Annotated in this window: 16 protein-coding genes; 6 read left to right on the forward strand and 10 right to left on the reverse strand. The window is 54.3% G+C overall.

The genetic code is table 11. The features are described from left to right. Positions 1 to 87: 87 nt before the first annotated feature. The 3 genes from GC090_RS05575 to xseA are packed head-to-tail and all read right to left on the reverse strand — an operon-like array spanning position 88 to position 2844. Positions 88 to 420, reverse strand: coding sequence for a protealysin inhibitor emfourin (locus GC090_RS05575; protein ID WP_033740881.1), 333 nt, complete (start codon positions 418 to 420; stop codon positions 88 to 90). Further along, positions 417 to 1430, reverse strand: coding sequence for a M4 family metallopeptidase (locus GC090_RS05580; RefSeq protein WP_033740879.1), 1014 nt, complete (start codon positions 1428 to 1430; stop codon positions 417 to 419). The genes GC090_RS05575 and GC090_RS05580 overlap by 4 nt, the downstream gene beginning before the upstream one ends. A 40-nt stretch (positions 1431 to 1470) precedes the next feature. After that, positions 1471 to 2844 carry an exodeoxyribonuclease VII large subunit gene (gene xseA / locus GC090_RS05585; protein WP_033740995.1) on the reverse strand — a complete coding sequence of 458 codons (1374 nt, stop codon included), beginning with the start codon at positions 2842 to 2844 and terminating at the stop codon, positions 1471 to 1473. Positions 2845 to 3012: 168 nt separating this feature from the next. On the opposite strand from xseA, the gene guaB reads away from it, so the two are divergent. After that, complete coding sequence (gene guaB, locus GC090_RS05590) at positions 3013 to 4479, forward strand: IMP dehydrogenase (RefSeq protein WP_033740877.1); 1467 nt, start codon at positions 3013 to 3015, stop codon at positions 4477 to 4479. Positions 4480 to 4551: 72 nt separating this feature from the next. Beyond that, positions 4552 to 6132, forward strand: coding sequence for a glutamine-hydrolyzing GMP synthase (guaA, locus tag GC090_RS05595; protein ID WP_185199105.1), 1581 nt, complete (start codon positions 4552 to 4554; stop codon positions 6130 to 6132). A 264-nt stretch (positions 6133 to 6396) separates the two neighbouring features. Here guaA and GC090_RS05600 read toward each other — a convergent pair whose 3' ends face one another. Beyond that, positions 6397 to 7416 carry an alpha/beta hydrolase gene (locus tag GC090_RS05600; RefSeq protein ID WP_324021061.1) on the reverse strand — a complete coding sequence of 340 codons (1020 nt, stop codon included), beginning with the start codon at positions 7414 to 7416 and terminating at the stop codon, positions 6397 to 6399. Between the two features lie 491 nt (positions 7417 to 7907). Here GC090_RS05600 and GC090_RS05605 point away from each other — a divergent pair, with 491 nt between their 5' ends. Next, on the forward strand, positions 7908 to 8222 hold the full coding sequence (locus GC090_RS05605; protein ID WP_152607481.1) for a hypothetical protein: 315 nt from the start codon (positions 7908 to 7910) through the stop codon (positions 8220 to 8222). An 86-nt stretch (positions 8223 to 8308) separates the two neighbouring features. Next, positions 8309 to 9082 carry a DUF3750 domain-containing protein gene (locus tag GC090_RS05610; RefSeq protein WP_054633337.1) on the forward strand — a complete coding sequence of 258 codons (774 nt, stop codon included), beginning with the start codon at positions 8309 to 8311 and terminating at the stop codon, positions 9080 to 9082. 98 nt (positions 9083 to 9180) lie between these two features. Here the strand turns inward: GC090_RS05610 and GC090_RS05615 are convergent, their stop codons facing one another. Further along, entirely contained in the window at positions 9181 to 9360 is a 180-nt protein-coding gene (locus GC090_RS05615; RefSeq protein ID WP_033740871.1) for a GDFGVC terminal motif YodC-like protein, read from the reverse strand. Between the two features lie 187 nt (positions 9361 to 9547). Here GC090_RS05615 and GC090_RS05620 point away from each other — a divergent pair, with 187 nt between their 5' ends. Both GC090_RS05620 and GC090_RS05625 read left to right on the forward strand, forming a co-directional pair. After that, positions 9548 to 9811 (forward strand): hypothetical protein, encoded by a 264-nt coding sequence (locus tag GC090_RS05620; protein ID WP_133745432.1) that lies wholly within the window; start codon positions 9548 to 9550, stop codon positions 9809 to 9811. A gap of 1 nt (position 9812) precedes the next feature. After that, positions 9813 to 10322 (forward strand): helix-turn-helix transcriptional regulator, encoded by a 510-nt coding sequence (locus GC090_RS05625; protein WP_058701212.1) that lies wholly within the window; start codon positions 9813 to 9815, stop codon positions 10320 to 10322. Here the strand turns inward: GC090_RS05625 and mgtE are convergent. The 5 genes from mgtE to ppk1 form a co-directional block, all read right to left on the reverse strand. Then, entirely contained in the window at positions 10319 to 11752 is a 1434-nt protein-coding gene (gene mgtE, locus GC090_RS05630) for a magnesium transporter (protein ID WP_033740865.1), read from the reverse strand. The two genes, GC090_RS05625 and mgtE, sit on opposite strands and share 4 nt — an antisense overlap. Positions 11753 to 11876: 124 nt before the next feature. Then, positions 11877 to 12062 (reverse strand): YfgG family protein, encoded by a 186-nt coding sequence (locus GC090_RS05635; RefSeq protein WP_006120471.1) that lies wholly within the window; start codon positions 12060 to 12062, stop codon positions 11877 to 11879. Positions 12063 to 12159: 97 nt separating this feature from the next. Then, positions 12160 to 12759, reverse strand: a complete 600-nt coding sequence (tehB, locus tag GC090_RS05640) for a tellurite resistance methyltransferase TehB (protein WP_039340157.1) — start codon at positions 12757 to 12759, stop codon at positions 12160 to 12162. A 41-nt stretch (positions 12760 to 12800) separates the two neighbouring features. Continuing rightward, the gene (gene ppx / locus GC090_RS05645; protein WP_033740864.1) at positions 12801 to 14324 is read right to left on the reverse strand and encodes an exopolyphosphatase; all 1524 of its coding nucleotides are present in this window, start codon (positions 14322 to 14324) and stop codon (positions 12801 to 12803) included. A gap of 5 nt (positions 14325 to 14329) precedes the next feature. After that, the gene (gene ppk1 / locus GC090_RS05650; protein WP_006120467.1) at positions 14330 to 16390 is read right to left on the reverse strand and encodes a polyphosphate kinase 1; all 2061 of its coding nucleotides are present in this window, start codon (positions 16388 to 16390) and stop codon (positions 14330 to 14332) included. Between the last annotated feature and the right edge of the window lie 81 nt (positions 16391 to 16471).

Below are 16471 nucleotides of genomic sequence, written 5' to 3' on the forward strand. Positions count from 1 at the left end.
AACCCGTTTTCCCGACAGGATAAGCTGCGGGTTCATAAGACGTGTCGTAGGGCAAACCCGAAGCCGCCTTCTGAGAAGGCGGCTTTGTTACTTACCGTCGCGCAACAGCGACTTGAGTTCTGGCGGTGCCTGTTGCTCGGGAACCAGTATGACGACCGTGCCGGACTGCTGGCGCGTGGCATATTGAATCTGGATGCGGAAGTAACGTTGATCCCCGCGTCCCACCTCTGCTGCTTTTTCCTCGGGTTCGCCCAAAGGCATCGCCCGTTCCAGTACCTGACAGACGTGCGCTTTTTCGGGAGGCGGAAGTTCGCCCAACGGAAATCGACGCTCATTCCGTAAGCCAGGAATAAAAGCAAAGCCGCCTTCTTGCGTTACCACAATCGTTGCGTCATCGGTGAGCTCGGGGAGTTGACTCATAACACGCCTACCTCTTTCCACGCTTGTTCAATTGCGCTCGCCACCGTGGTGTCGAAGCGCTTTTTACCATGCTGCACGGTGAGTTGTGCAAAGGCTTTGAAGTCCGCATCCTGATGTAAATCTTTATCGCACAGCGTGTCGTACCATGCCTGACCCGCTCGCTCCCAGGCATATCCGCCCAGGGCTTTTGCGGCCAGATAAAAGGCACGATTAGGAATTCCGGAGTTCAGGTGCACACCGCCGTTATCCTCACGTGTTTTAATATAGTCCTTCATGTGGCCTGGCTGAGGATCTTTCCCCAGCATCGGGTCATCGTAAGCGGTGCCGGGATGTGACATTGACCGCAGACCCTTACCATTGATGCCTTTTGCCAGCAGCCCTTCACCGATGATCCAGTCGGCCTTATCGGCTGTCTGTTTCAGACTAAACTGTTTCACCAGCGAACCAAACACATCAGACATGGACTCGTTCAACGCACCGGCCTGTTCAAAATAGATCAAACCGGCTTCGGTTTCTGTGACGCCGTGCGACAACTCATGCGCCACCACATCAATCGCAATCGTGAAGCGGTTAAAGATTTCGCCATCACCGTCGCCAAACACCATTTGCTGACCGTTCCAGAACGCGTTTTGGTACTTCTCACCGTAGTGAACCGTCCCAGCTAGTTTCAGACCGTGATTATCCAGAGAATTTCGTTTATAGATTTGCCAGAAAAAGTCGTGTGTGACACCAAGATAGTTCCAGGCTTCGTCGGCAGCAACGTCACCATTTGAAGACTGGCCTTCTTTACGCACCAGCGTGCCAGGTAATGTTTCCTGGTTTTTGGCATCATAGATTTCACGCTCAATCTTCCCGGCCTGCGTGGTTTTTGGCGCTGCCGTCTTTTTCCAGTGTTCAGCCATCAGGTGCTGAACATGGGTCAGTGTACGACGTGCCTGCTCCTGCTGGTGGCCGGTGCCGTGATCGATAATCTTGCGAAGAATATAGGGAGGAATAACGCTGAAAGCCATTTGAGACTCCTTGGCATGAGGGATGTACCAGGAAGTATAGTTAAGAAATGCTTTTCTTTCGTCTCGGTTTTTCAGGAATAAGTTGCGTGACCTGGCTTTCAACCCAGCCATCATCAAGGCGGGTGCGTAACCGATCGCCCTTATTCAACTGACCAGTTTTTTTCACGACCTGTCCATGGGTATCCGTCGTAACGCTGAAACCCCGCGCCAGCGTGGCGAGCGGGCTGACGCCTTCCAGTTGCGCGGCAAGCTGACCAAAACGTTGTTTATCGCGGTTAAGCATTTTTTCCATGGCCTGCTGCAGACGATAGTGCCAGTTCTGCAGACTTTTTTGTGCCTGATACAGGCGTTCTTGTGGCTGCTGTTGGGCCAGCCGCTGTGCCAGGCGATCCTGCTGACGGCTGGCGTGGCGAAGCCGTGTTTCCATCGCATCGCCCAGGCGCTGTTGTAGCCGGAACAGCAGGGTCTGCTGGCGCGCGAGGCGCAACTGCGGATGTTGCTGCTGCAGGCGATGGTCTAAACGGCTGAACAGACGCTGCTGACGCGCCAGATAGTAATCCATTGCCATTTCCAGCCGCTGCTGTTGTGACTGAAGTTGACGCAACAGCTCAAGCTGATTACGGCTGACAATTTCGGCCGCAGCCGATGGCGTTGGGGCGCGCAGGTCAGCGACAAAATCAGCAATCGTGACGTCAGTTTCATGCCCGACAGCACTGACCACGGGAATGTGGCTGGCAAAGATAGCGCGCGCCACGCGCTCGTCATTAAAGCTCCACAGATCTTCCAGCGAACCGCCGCCGCGTCCCACGATTAACACGTCGCACTCTGCCCGCAGGTTAGCGATTTCAATCGCACGTACGATCGCGGCAGGCGCATCTACGCCCTGTACGGCGGTGGGATAAATCACGACCGGTAGTGAAGGATCGCGACGGTGAAGCACGCGCAGTACATCGTGCAGCGCCGCGCCGGTAGCAGACGTTATGACGCCGACCTGCTTTGCCGGTTGCGGCAAGGGCTTCTTATGTTCTGGTGCGAACAGGCCTTCCTGCGCCAGCTTTGCTTTCAACTGTTCGAACTGCTGCTGGAGCAGGCCTTCACCGGCGGGATGCATGCTTTCAATAATCAGCTGATAATCGCCGCGCGGTTCATACAGCGTAATATTGGCGCGAACTAAGATCTGCTGACCATGTTGCGGGCGAAAGGTCACACGACGGTTGCTGTTGCGAAACATCGCGCAGCGCACCTGTGCACCATCATCTTTCAGCGTGAAGTACCAGTGGCCAGAAGCCGGCTGGGTAAAATTAGAGATTTCGGCACTCAGCCACACCAGGCCCATCTCATTTTCCAGCAGCTGACGCACTGTGGTATTGAGACGACTTACGGTAAAAATATTGGCGTTCGGTGGCAGCGACATGTGACGAAGATCAAATTCCAAATCAGTAGGTTAATTAGTCGATACTACAGGCCCTGTTGCGCGGATCAAGACTTTTTCTAAAAAACTAGTGGAGGCAATCGATTACGCCCTGTATAATGCCGCGGCAATATTTTATCTATTCTCACGCACCCGAGGTGGAGTATTGCCATGTTAAGAATCGCTAAAGAAGCACTCACTTTCGACGACGTCCTGCTCGTTCCTGCTCACTCCACCGTCCTGCCTAATACGGCCGACCTCAGCACGCAACTGACCAAAAATATTCGCCTGAACATTCCCATGCTTTCTGCTGCGATGGATACCGTGACCGAAGCGGGCCTGGCGATTGCGCTGGCACAGGAAGGCGGTCTGGGCTTCATTCATAAAAACATGTCAATTGAACGCCAGGCAGACGAAGTCCGTAAAGTCAAAAAACATGAAAGCGGCGTGGTTACCGAACCACAGACCGTACTGCCCACCACCACACTGGCCGAAGTTAAAGCGCTGACCGAGCGCAACGGTTTTGCCGGTTACCCTGTGGTGAACGCGAAAAACGAACTGGTGGGCATCATCACCGGTCGCGATGTGCGCTTTGTGACCGATCTGAACCAGCCTGTCACTGCCGTGATGACGCCGAAAGAGCGTCTGGTGACGGTGAAAGAAGGCGAAGCCCGCGACGTCGTTCTGCAAAGAATGCACGAAAAACGCGTCGAGAAAGCCCTGGTCGTGGACGACAGCTTCCATTTGCTGGGCATGATCACCGTAAAAGATTTCCAGAAAGCCGAACGTAAGCCTAATGCCTGTAAAGATGCGCAGGGCCGTCTGCGTGTGGGTGCTGCTGTCGGTGCCGGTGCGGGCAACGAAGAGCGCGTGGATGCACTGGTGGCTGCCGGTGTTGACGTCTTACTGATCGACTCTTCTCATGGCCACTCTGAAGGTGTACTGCAGCGCATCCGGGAAACCCGCGCGAAATACCCTGATCTCGAAATCGTCGGCGGCAACGTGGCGACTGGCGCGGGTGCGCTGGCGCTGGTTGAAGCGGGCGTAAGCGCCGTTAAAGTGGGCATCGGTCCGGGATCCATCTGTACGACCCGTATCGTTACCGGTGTCGGTGTTCCGCAGATCACCGCCGTTTCTGACGCTGTTGCGGCGCTGGAAGGCACGGGCATCCCTGTTATCGCTGACGGCGGTATCCGTTTCTCAGGTGATATCGCCAAAGCCATCGCGGCAGGTGCTTCCTGTGTCATGGTAGGTTCTATGCTGGCAGGTACAGAAGAATCGCCGGGTGAAATCGAACTTTACCAGGGCCGTGCCTTTAAATCCTATCGTGGGATGGGGTCACTGGGTGCGATGTCTAAAGGTTCATCAGACCGTTATTTCCAGACCGACAACGCCGCTGACAAGCTGGTGCCGGAAGGCATCGAAGGCCGTGTAGCCTATAAAGGCCGCCTGAAAGAGATCGTGCATCAGCAAATGGGCGGTCTGCGTTCATGTATGGGTCTGACCGGTTGCCCGACCATTGACGATCTGCGCACTAAAGCAGAATTCGTCCGTATCAGCGGTGCGGGCATCAATGAGAGCCACGTGCACGATGTGACCATCACCAAAGAGTCGCCGAACTACCGCATGGGTTCATAACCCCGCAAGATTTCCCGCCCGGCGACAGCCGGGCGCTTTACTTTATCAAGTCACCGTTTTGGAAAACCCTCAATGACGACGGAAAATATCCATAAGCACCGCATTCTGATTCTCGATTTTGGTTCTCAATACACGCAACTGGTGGCGCGTCGCGTCCGTGAGCTTGGCGTGTACTGTGAACTCTGGGCCTGGGACGTTACCGAAGCGCAGATTCGCGAGTTCAATCCCAGCGGTATCATCCTGTCGGGTGGCCCGGAAAGCACCACCGAACACGACAGTCCGCGCGCACCTGACTACGTTTTCACGGCTGGCGTGCCCGTGCTGGGCGTCTGTTATGGCATGCAAACCATGGCTATGCAGCTGGGTGGTAAGGTCGAAGGCTCTAACGAGCGTGAATTTGGCTATGCGCAGGTAGAGGTGAACACCGCCAGCGCACTGATTCGCGATATCGAGGATGCTATCAGCGCATCAGGCAAACCGTTGCTGGATGTCTGGATGAGTCACGGTGACAAGGTGACCGCGATTCCGGCTGACTTCGTCACCGTTGCCAGCACGGAAACCTGTCCGTTTGCGATTATGGCGAACGAAGAGAAGCGCTTCTATGGCGTGCAGTTCCACCCGGAAGTCACCCATACGCGCCAGGGCCTGCGCATGCTGGAGCGTTTCGTTATCGATATCTGCCAGTGTGAAGCGCTCTGGACACCGGCCAAAATCATTGAGGATGCCGTTGAGCGCCTGCGTGCACAGGTGGGCGACGACAAAGTCATTCTGGGCTTGTCCGGTGGTGTCGATTCCTCTGTGACCGCGATGCTGCTGCACCGTGCGATTGGTAAAAATCTGACCTGCGTTTTCGTGGATAACGGTCTGTTGCGTCTGAACGAAGCGCAGCAGGTGCTGGATATGTTTGGCGATCACTTTGGTCTGAACATTATTCACGTCGATGGTGAAGCGCGCTTCCTGGATGCGCTGGCCGGAGAAAGTGACCCTGAAGCGAAGCGTAAAATCATTGGCCGCGTTTTCGTCGAAGTCTTTGACGAGCAGGCGCTGCGCCTGGAAGACGTGAAGTGGCTTGCACAGGGCACCATCTATCCGGATGTGATTGAATCCGCTGCCTCTGCCACCGGTAAAGCCCACGTCATCAAATCGCACCACAACGTCGGCGGCCTGCCAAAAGAGATGAAGATGGGCCTGGTCGAGCCATTACGTGAGCTGTTTAAAGACGAAGTGCGTAAGATCGGTCTGGAACTGGGCCTGCCGTACGATATGCTCTATCGCCATCCGTTCCCGGGCCCGGGTCTGGGCGTACGCGTACTGGGTGAGGTGAAGAAAGAGTACTGTGACCTGCTGCGCCGTGCGGATGCCATCTTTATTGAAGAGCTGCATAAAGCCGATCTCTACAATAAAGTCAGCCAGGCCTTTACGGTGTTCCTGCCCGTCCGTTCCGTGGGCGTAATGGGCGATGGCCGTAAATACGACTGGGTCGTTTCACTGCGTGCGGTCGAAACCATCGACTTCATGACTGCCCACTGGGCGCACCTGCCGTATGATTTCCTGGGCCGCGTGTCCAATCGTATCATTAACGAAGTGAACGGCATTTCCCGCGTGGTCTATGACATTTCCGGTAAGCCACCGGCGACGATTGAGTGGGAGTAATCCCGCTTCCGGCATAGCCCGACAGTCGGTTATATCAAGCACGAAGCCCGCATGATTGCGGGCTTTTTTATTCTCCGTCCTTCGCGTGTCTTGCGAGACCCTGTCGAAACCCATAAGGCACAGCCTCTGCTGATGCGGAAAAGGGTAACGCGGGGCACCAGGTCGACATATAAGGCAATAAAATCAGCCGGCTTTATCCGGCTGATTTTATTGACAGTATTTCTGCCGGGGAGAAGAAGACGCATCTCCCCGGTCGGGCAATGCTTACTTAAGATGTTCCTTCAGCTCCACGGACGCCTGGCTTATCGCTGTGCGTACCGTTGGCTCTTTACTCAGGGCATTCAGCAAACCAAAGTCGTGGATCATGCCGTTGTAGCGGGTAACGGTTACCGGCACGCCGGCCGCGTCCAGTTTACGGCCAAACGCTTCCCCTTCGTCGCGCAGGACATCCAGTTCGGCGGTCTGAATCAGCGTCGGCGGTAAACCCGCCAGCTCTTCTTTGGTTGCGCGCAGCGGCGAGGCCAGAATGCTGTTCCGATCTTTTTCTGAGGTGGTGTAGTTGTCCCAGAACCACTTCATCATGTTACGGGTCAGGAAGTAGCCATTGGCAAACTGCTTATAAGAAGCATCGTCAAAGTTTGCATCGGTGACAGGCCACAGCATTACATCGTAGCGAATAGCCGGGGTTTTATTCTGCTTAGCCTGCAACGCAACGGCGGCAACCATATTTCCGCCTACGCTGTTCCCCACCAGAGCCAGGCGCTTACCGTCCACCCCAATTTCAGCGCCGTGTTCGGCTACCCATTTTGTTGCCTCGTAAGCCTGGGTAATGGCGACCGGATAGTGCGCTTCCGGCGAAGGCGTGTAGTTTACAAACACGGCCGCAGCACCGGATTCATTCACGAGATCGCGTACCAGACGTTCATGTGTCGGAAAATCACCCAGCACCCAGCCACCGCCGTGGAAAAACATAAACACAGGCAGTACGCCAGCGGCATGGGCTGGTTTGACTATTGTCAGCGTCAGCGGTTTACCCAGTGCCGTAATGGTCTTTTCAGAAATCTGTGCAGGCGGCAGCGTGGCGCCTTTCTGCGCCCCTGTAAGCACCGCGCGGGCTTCTTTAGGGGATAAGGTTTCAATCGGTTTTCCGCCGCTACTGTTAAGCGCGTGAAGAAATGCCGCCACGCCAACGGTGGGCTCCGGTGCGTTTTCGGCCGGGCTGGCCCATGCTGATGTCATCTGGCTGGCTAACAGTAAAGCACCTGCGATGAGTTTCACTTTCATTGGGGTTTCCTTGTGTTTGCTATTAAGTAGTGTGCTATTTAGTTTGGCTACAATGCCAGCGAATTATCACCTTGTAAACAACTAAATAGTGAACGATCTAAATTTTTACTATCTCACGGTGGGATGAACACGCCAAATAGCGAGGGCGGAATAAAAAATAACTCTGTTTATTAGTGGCTTAAAACGGTGGGTGATAATTTAACGCCTGCTGTTTTTTTGCGCGCTACACTCATGTTGAAGCCGCTACGCTCGCGAACAGGCTATCGATTATTGGTACGTCTTGATCGAACCTAATTAAATCAGGGCAGTGCAACAGCCGCGCTTGCGCCGCTGATATGGAAAATGTTCGGTGTCGAGGGGGAGACTGACGCGCTCGGTAAACAGCTTTTGCCAGAAGCACAACCGCGCTACCGGGACTGGTTGCATCGCATTGCGGATCAGGCTAGCGGTCAGTCCCCTTAGCGCACTGGCATAACCGGGGGAGGAAAACCGTGCAAAAACCTTTGCGTCACCTTGCCATGCGTTTCAGCGCAGAAATGCTGATTTATGCGTTAATGGGATGCTCGCCGCTGATCATCGCGCTTACGGCAGGGCAGGTTGCCAGTGTGGCCGGTTGTCCGCTGAATGAGAGCCGCGCGTATCCCTGCTTTATTCTGGGATACGATACCGGCCAGCTCCTTTACAGGATGGGCGTTTCAGGCTGGTTCAGTCTGTATAGCCTGCCGCTGGGGGCGATGCTCATGATGCTACGCACCGCAGCCTTCTTTGGGCAACTGTATTCACATTACCGTGCCAGGGGCAGCTAACGTGTCATGCCGCCGCAGGCGAAGTGAAGTCAAAGCCGGTGCTTTATTGCACTATAACAGCCTGTCTCTGATCCCCGGGAACCCTCATGCTGACCCTGAAAATTTTTTGTCTCTGCTTTCTTACCGTCATTGTGCTGTCGCTCGCGGCCAGTCTGGCGCAGGCGACGCGCGGCGCTGATGCCCTGAATCAGGGCGGCTGGGCGACTGCCCGGCGGGATTCGGCAGGGCTCGCTCCCGATCCGCATGTTAACGCCAGTCAGGCCATCATTCAGGTTTATGCCGCGCCGACCTATGGCTGGAAGGGTGCCGTTGCGGTGCATCCGTGGATTATTTTTAAACGCGCAGGTGAAACCCGCTATACGCGTTATGAAGTCATCAGTTGGGGCAGTGGCGATAAGGTAAGGCGCAATGCCTCTTTGCCAGATGGTTACTGGTACGGTGCAAAACCGCGTTTGCTGGTGGAGCACCGTGGCCCTGAAGCGCAGAACCTGATTCCGCAGATTGAAGCCGCCATCAAAACCTATCCCTGGCCCACGACCTATCATGCCTGGCCCGGACCGAACAGTAATACTTTTATGGCGCACATTGGGCGCAATGTGCCCGCGCTGAAACTGAATCTGCCTGCTAACGCTCTGGGGAAAGACTATCGGCCATTATGGCGTCCGGTTGGCTTACCGCCTTCAGGGCGCGGGGTTCAACTGTCCCTGCTTGGCGTGGCGGGCGTAACGATCGGCGTGCAAGAGGGCGTTGAGTTTAATCTGTTAGGACTGAGTGCTGGCGTCGGATTTGCGCCGTTTCAGCTGCGCCTGCCTTTTATCGGCGGTGTAGGGCATAACAACCTGCAACATGATCACCCCTGATTGCCGGCCAGGGTGAGGCGTCGGGCGCATTGACGTCCTGCCCTCGTCTACCCTGACGCGCTAACGGCCCACAGGTTAGCGCGTCCCGGCAGAAACGGTCAGCAGACGCCGAAATCGCCATCTTCGTGATAAAGGTTCACGCTGTCTGCTTTAATTTCAATTTCCTTTTTGCTGGCATCATCTACGCGCGCGCACCAAAGCGTGTCGCCTTCGGCACGCAGCACGACCATTTTAGGACCGCCCGTTTTCGACTGAACCAGGTCATCAGGGTTAAACATATTTCCTCCGTTGTTTTCTGATGGTTATGTCTGGCATCGCAGCCTCGCATTTTTTGCGCGGCCTTTTCCATTTTAGACACAACCCGTTTTACCTGCCGTCCGACTGCTCGAATCCTGTCCACACATCACAAAAATACCGTAAGGTTGTCAGTTGACAACCGTGAAAATATAAGGAATGCTACGCGCCATGGTGGACAGAAAGCGGCACCCGAATAAAGAGATTGAGGCAGCATTACGTTACGCAGAATCTTACGGATGGCGGGTTATTGCCTCCGGTCATCATGCATGGGGAAAGCTGTATTGCCCCTCAAATCTTGAGACATGCCGGTGTGGGGAATTTTGTCTGACCTGTATCTGGCACACACCAAAAAGCGCGACGAACCATGCAAAAGCATTGCGGCGCGTCGTAGATAACTGTAGTGAGATAAAAAAACGCAAGCGAGGGCATTAACATGACGGAATACTGTTTCACCTTGCGGTTTGCACTGCCTGAAACGCCAGCACCCATTGATACACTACTGGAAAAACTGGCCGAGGCAGGGTGCGATGATGCGCTGGTGGGCGCGGGAACCGCTGGCAAGCTGGCGCTGGAGTTTACCCGCCCGGCGATGTCGGCCAGCGATGCGGTCGACAGTGCGATCCGGGATGTTCAGGTTGCCATTCCTGGCGCGGTCATGATCGAAGCGGCACCGGACTTTGTCGGCTTAACCGATGTGGCTGACCTTATTGGCGTGTCGCGTCAAAATATGCGCAAACTGATGCTGACGCACAGCAAACAGTTTCCACTGCCGGTGCATGATGGCAAAACTGCTATCTGGCATTTAGCCGACGTGCTGGAGTGGCTGGGGCAGCGCAATCACTACCAGCTACCCGCGGTCACCTGCGAACTGGCGCAGGTAACCCGTCGGCTTAACGTGTTGGGTTCCGTGCAGCGCTACGGTTACCAAAAAACTAAGCCCTAGTGCGGCAACAGGAAAAGCGTCGCCAGGCCCAGGAAAATAAAAAAGCCACCGGTATCGGTAATGGCCGTAATCAGAACGCTGGAGCCCACGGCGGGATCGCGTTTCATTTTGGTCATTACCAGCGGCACCATCACGCCCATGATAGCCGCCAGCAAAAGATTCAGCACCATCGCCAGCATCATCACGCCGCCCAGTGCCATATTGCTGTACATGAGCCAGGTGATGGCACCCATAATCCCGCCCCAGAACAGGCCGTTAATCAGGGCGACGCCAATTTCTCGCTTAAACAGAAACGAGAAGTTGCCCGGTTCAACCTGATGCAGCGCCAGGGCGCGGACAATCATGGTAATGGTCTGGTTACCGGTATTGCCGCCGATGCCGGCGATAATCGGCATTAAAGTCGCAAGCGCGACAATCTGTGAGATAGTGCCCTCAAACAGCCCAATCACGCGGGAAGCGATAAAGGCTGTGCAGAGGTTGATGGCCAGCCAGGCCCAGCGATTTCGCACCGACTTACGGACCGGAGCAAAGACATCCTCTTCCTGGCTGATCCCGCCCATTTTGCGGATGTTGCTTTCATTTTCTTTGTTTACCAGGTCGACCACATCTTCAATCGTGATACGGCCAATGAGCTTGCCCTGGGCGTCCGTCACCGCTGCGGAAATCAGGTTATAGCGTTCAAAGGCACTGGCGGCGTCTTCGGCTTTATCGTCCAGCTGAAAGGTGGTGGGATGGGGATTCATCACCTCGCTCACGAGGGTTTTGGGTTTATTCAGCAGGATATCCGTCAACAGCAGTTCGCCGAGCAGCTGATTCTGTTCATTGGTAATGAAGATTTTGTCCGTGCCGTCGGGCATGCTTTTGCCTTTGCGCAAAAACCGTTGCACGGTCGCCAGCGTGACGTCCTCGCGTACAGTGAGGATATTGAAGTCCATCACCCGACCCACGCGATCGCGGTCAAACTTCATCACGCTCAGAATACGCGCCCGTAGTTTGGGCTCCAGAGAGGTCAGTAAGCGCCCGGTGAGGCCGCGCGGCAGATAGCGCACCAGCCAGGCCTGGTCGTCAATATCCAGCGGCGCGATAGCCTGGAGAATATCGCGGTCGCTCATCTCGTCGGTCAGGCTGTCCCAGACGGTTTCTGACGCTTCAACCAGCACATGGCCGCGTTTTTCCGGCGGCACCAGGCTCCAGAGCGCCAGGCGGGCTTCTTCAGGCAACGCTTCAAGGATGTCGGCCAGGTCAGCCGCATGGAGCTGGTCGATGTCTTGTTGCAGAATTTCCCGATGTATCACATTTTCACGTTGCTGCTCAGGCGAGAGATGACCGGCTTTATTCCGTAGTGTCTCGCTGAGACCCTGCTCATTGAGCAGCAGCGTCAGAATACGATGACGAATTTCATTTAAACGTTGAGTGTGTGAGGCAGACACATTGCATCCCTTTAGTCTGAAAGCACCTGCACGAAGTGTAGCGTTTTGACTGAAAAAGGGAGGCAAAAAATCGTCCCGCAGGCGGGAATGCGCGCGGATGTGTCAGCGAAAAGCCTGTAAGGGATTAACGACTGCTGGAAAGCGTCGGGATAGCAGGCGCGGATTCAGTTTGCTTTTGCTGATGATGCTCGAAGGCCGCGGGTAGGATAAAGACGAGACGGCTAAACAGAATGATAAAACTGATGAGTAAAACAACCCGCGTCATACTGACGCTTTTTTTACGTCTTCGGGGAGAAAGGGCGCTGTTCACGCAAAGAAATTCCTGTAATAACCCAGACCGGGCGACAGCAATATTTAGTCACAGTCGCCCGGGTAAATCAACCGCTGTTTAAAAAAAATACAACGGGTCAATAGCTGGCTTTCTGGGCCAGCAGGGTCGCAAAACGGCAGTTAATGCGGTTGCCGTTTTCATCTTTGCGATGTAGCTGTCCCCAGTTTTCGTTGTATTTCACAATGTGCCAGTTGCGGTAGTAATGGCTTAACTCACCGGACTTAAACGCGAAAGGGAAGTCAGACGGACAGGGCGCATCCTCGGTATTCATCGCGGCCACAATCAGGTTAAAGCCGTTTTTCACGGTACAGGCTTGCATATCCGCGATGAGCTGGGGAATGGTGGCCGGTTGCAAAAACATCATGACCACCGTCGAGATGACCACCTGCCAGGCCCCGTTAAAACGCACCTGATTTAAATCCTGCAGCGCCGTATGAATGCCGGTCAGCCCTTCGGCGGCGATGATCTGATTGAGCCGTTCCAGACTGGCGGGATTGTGATCCCAGGCCGTCACGTCAAAACCATGTTGGTTAAGGAACAGCGTATTACGTCCACTTCCGCACCCCAGATCAAGCGCTTTTCCGGGTGTCAGTTTAGGCAGCGCCTCGGCCACCTCCGAGTGCACAGGGGTTAAGCCATAGGTTTCTGCAAAATAGTTATCGGTTCGCAATGTCATGATTATCCGTTCGGTAATGCGGGCAGCAAATGCCCGCACAATCAGGCTTCTGCCAGAATCAGCTTCCAGCCGGTGACCTCATTCCAGTAGTTTTGCTCACGCTCCAGATCGAGCTGGACCAGGTTATTTTGACTGAAATAGCCCGCCGGGAAGGTAAGCGTCCAGTGGCCCTCATCACAGGTCAGCGTTAACGCGTCAGGACGTGTAGTCGCCTGGCGCTGGTTGTTCAGTAAGGTGCCAAGGCGCAGCAGGAATATCAGCGGCAGAAACTGTTTTTTCTTAAACAGCGTGACGCGAGGCAGTTCATCCACTTTGACGGCTTTACGGTGGAATCTGACCAGTGCTGCCAGCAGCATCTGCTGATCCTGGTTGAACCCCGGCAGGTTGGTGTTCTGCAAAATATAGGCTGAGTGGCGTTGCATACCGCTGTGGTTGATCGTCAAGCCGACTTCGTGCAGCATCGCCGCCCATTTCAACAGCGCCGCCAGCTGAGGATTCGCGAGTTTGGGATTCTGGTCGCGCCATTGCAGATAGAGCTGCTCGGTGGTTTCCAGCACTCGACGCGCCTGGTCGCTGTCGATGGCATAGTGATTCGCCAGGCTCTGAGCGGTGCGGCTGCGAATATCCCGATGGCGGAAACGGCCTTCCATCTCATAAAGTACGCCTTCACGCAGCGCGCCATCGCTCAGGGTCAGTTCACGAATCGCCAGCGCATCAAACACGCCGCAAAGAATCGCCAGCCCCGGAACAAATACGCTTTTGCGCTCTTCAGACAGGCCTGGCAGACTCAGCGCAGCGAACGATTTATGCTTGATCACTTCATCATAAAGCTTTGTCAGTCGCTCTGGCGTAATCAGCTTCTCTTTCTCGCCCATCGCCAGCAGCACTTCGCAGGCCGCTTTGATGGTGCCGGAAGCACCAAGGGCATATTGCCAGCCGTGCAGACGATATTGCCACGCCAGGGTTTCCAGCTTCTGCGTGGCGGCCAGCCGGGCGCGACGGAAGTTTTCAACGCTGATTTCGCCGCCAGGGAAGTAAAGCTGGGCAAAGCTGACGCAGCCCATGCGGCGGCTTTCGACCAACTGAGGCTCAAAATCTTCACCGATGACGAGCTCTGTCGAGCCGCCACCGATATCAATCACCAGCTTGCGTCCTTTTTCCGGTTGCGTATGTTCGACGCCCATAAAGATCAGGCGCGCTTCTTCGTGACCGGAAATCACCTCTATTGGATAAGGAATGACCTCTGCCGCGCGCTGTAAAAACGTCTCAGCGTTAACCGCCTGACGCAGCGTATGTGTGCCGACAATCGTCACGTTGCTGGCATTAAAGCCCTGCAGGCGTTCGGCAAACAGTGCAAGGCAGTTCAGACCGCGCTCCATGGCGTCTTCGCTCAGGTAATTTTTGGCATCCAGGCCATCAGCAAGATGCACGCGCTGCTTCAGTCGCCCCAATACCTGCAAAGCCCCATCCACCACACGGGCAATGACCATGTGGAAACTGTTTGAACCGAGATCGATGGCCGCAAACTCTTGAGGTTTCGGCGTACTTTTTTGGGATATTGGCATAGGCGTTATTCAGGTTGTTCCAGCTTCTTAATGTATTCGTAAATCGCCATTTGCGACCGCACCTTACGACGATTGCCGCGCTGAACGTATTGGTTACTCAGCTCTTTATCCACGACGCGCGCTTTAACCGTGTCGCTGAGCTGAATGGCAATGATGTCCAGAATGCGCTGCTTTATTTGTGGATCCAGGATAGCCACGGCCACTTCGATACGGTAATCAATGTTACGCGTCATCCAGTCAGCCGAGGAGAGAAACACTTTCTTGTCTCCACCGTTTTCAAAGATATAAACGCGGTCATGTTCCAGGAAGCGATCAACGATACTGATCACACGAATATTTTCACTGATCCCAGGCAAGTCCGGAATCAATGAGCACATCCCACGAACCAGTAAATTAACATTTACGCCAACGCTGGAGGCCGTATAAAGCCTGTCTACCAGCCCTTTGTCCACCAGGTTGTTAATTTTAAGAGTTATGCCACTGGGGCGCTTTTGTTGGGCATTCGCAATCTCGTTATCGATCAAATCATACAGCATCCGACGTGAGTTTTGCGGAGAAACCATCAGGTGATCAAACGTCACCGGGCGGTACGGGTTTTCGATAAAGTTAAAGACCCGGCGCACTTCATTGGTGATCCGCGCATCAGCGGTCAGCAGCGAGTAGTCCGTGTACAGACGCGCGGTTTTCTCATTAAAGTTACCGGTGCCGATGTGGGCATAGCGCACGATTTCTTCGCCTTCGCGGCGGGAAATCAGAAACAGTTTGGCGTGAATTTTCAGGCCAGGCGCCGAGAAAATAACGTGAACACCGGCTTCTGTCAGGCGCTTAGCCCAGTAAATATTGGCTTCTTCATCGAAACGCGCCTGAAGTTCGACGACCACCGTCACTTTCTTACCGTTATAGGCGGCGTGAATCATCGCATCCATGATGCGGGAATGCTTGGCGACGCGGTAAATATTAATTTTAATCGCCAGCACGCTGGGGTCGAATGATGCCTGGCGTAGCAGTTCCAGCACATGCTCGAATGTGTGATACGGATAATAAAGCAGGACGTCGCGATTACGAATGGCGTCAAAACCGTTGCGGAAGCCGTCAAAACCAATGTGGCGAATCTGCGGCATCGGACGGTTAATCAGGTTGTTTTTCCCGACGTTAGGAAACCCGATAAAGTCTTTGAAGTTGTGATAGCGTCCGCCTGCCAGCACGGAGTCGTAGTTGGAAATCGACAGCTTGTCGCACAGCAGCGCCACCATAGAATCTGGCATATCGCGCTGATAGACAAAACGCACAGGTTCTGCCGTCAGACGCTGTTTCAGGCTGGAGGACATCAGTTCCAGCAGGCTGGACTCCATTTCGGTGACCAGATCGTACTCCGCATCACGCGTCATTTTCATTGAATAGGCGTTCAGCGTGTCGTAATCGTAGAAACCTTTGAAAATATCATCCAGGCAGTAGCGCAGGATATTATCTAACAGGATCATCGGCTTGCGGCGGCGCGGCGGCTCCGCAGGCAGGTTAATAAAACGCGGGACCTTGTCTGACGGGATTTCCAGCAACGCGTACTGAATATCGCTGCCGCGAATGATCTCGACCGCCAGATAGGTGTAATCGTCTTTCAGAAACTCCGTCAGGTCGGTTTCATGGGTAATCAGGATCGGCGTGATGTGCTGACGCAGTTCATGCTTAAAGTAGTGACGCAGCCAGCTTTGCTGATTAGGTGAAAGCTGACGTTCGTTAATCAGAAAGATTTGATTGCGCGCCATTTCCAGCAACAGGTCGTTGTAGAGCGCATCAAATTCCTGATCCGATTTCAGTACGCGCTGCTGAATCTTCTTCAACAGGTGGCGCGGTGTACTGGCGGAGCCTTGCTCTTCGCCAATCAGGATGCGTCGTTTCAGGTCGGCAAACCGGACCTTGTAAAATTCGTCGAGGTTATTTGAGTAAATACCTAAGAAACGCATACGTTCAATCAGCGGATTACTTTTGTCTGCCGCTTCCTGCAAAACACGTTCGTTAAAGCACAACCAGCTCATTTCTTTTTCAATATAAAGCTTTACCTGACCCATTCTCACTCCGTATGACGGTTGCAGGACTGACGACGCTACAGTATCCATCAGCATTATGGCGAGAGTATGGCAGGCTTGTCC

It is taken from the genome of Pantoea sp. JZ29 (assembly GCF_035190385.1).
In the GTDB taxonomy this organism is placed as follows: domain Bacteria; phylum Pseudomonadota; class Gammaproteobacteria; order Enterobacterales; family Enterobacteriaceae; genus Pantoea; species Pantoea stewartii.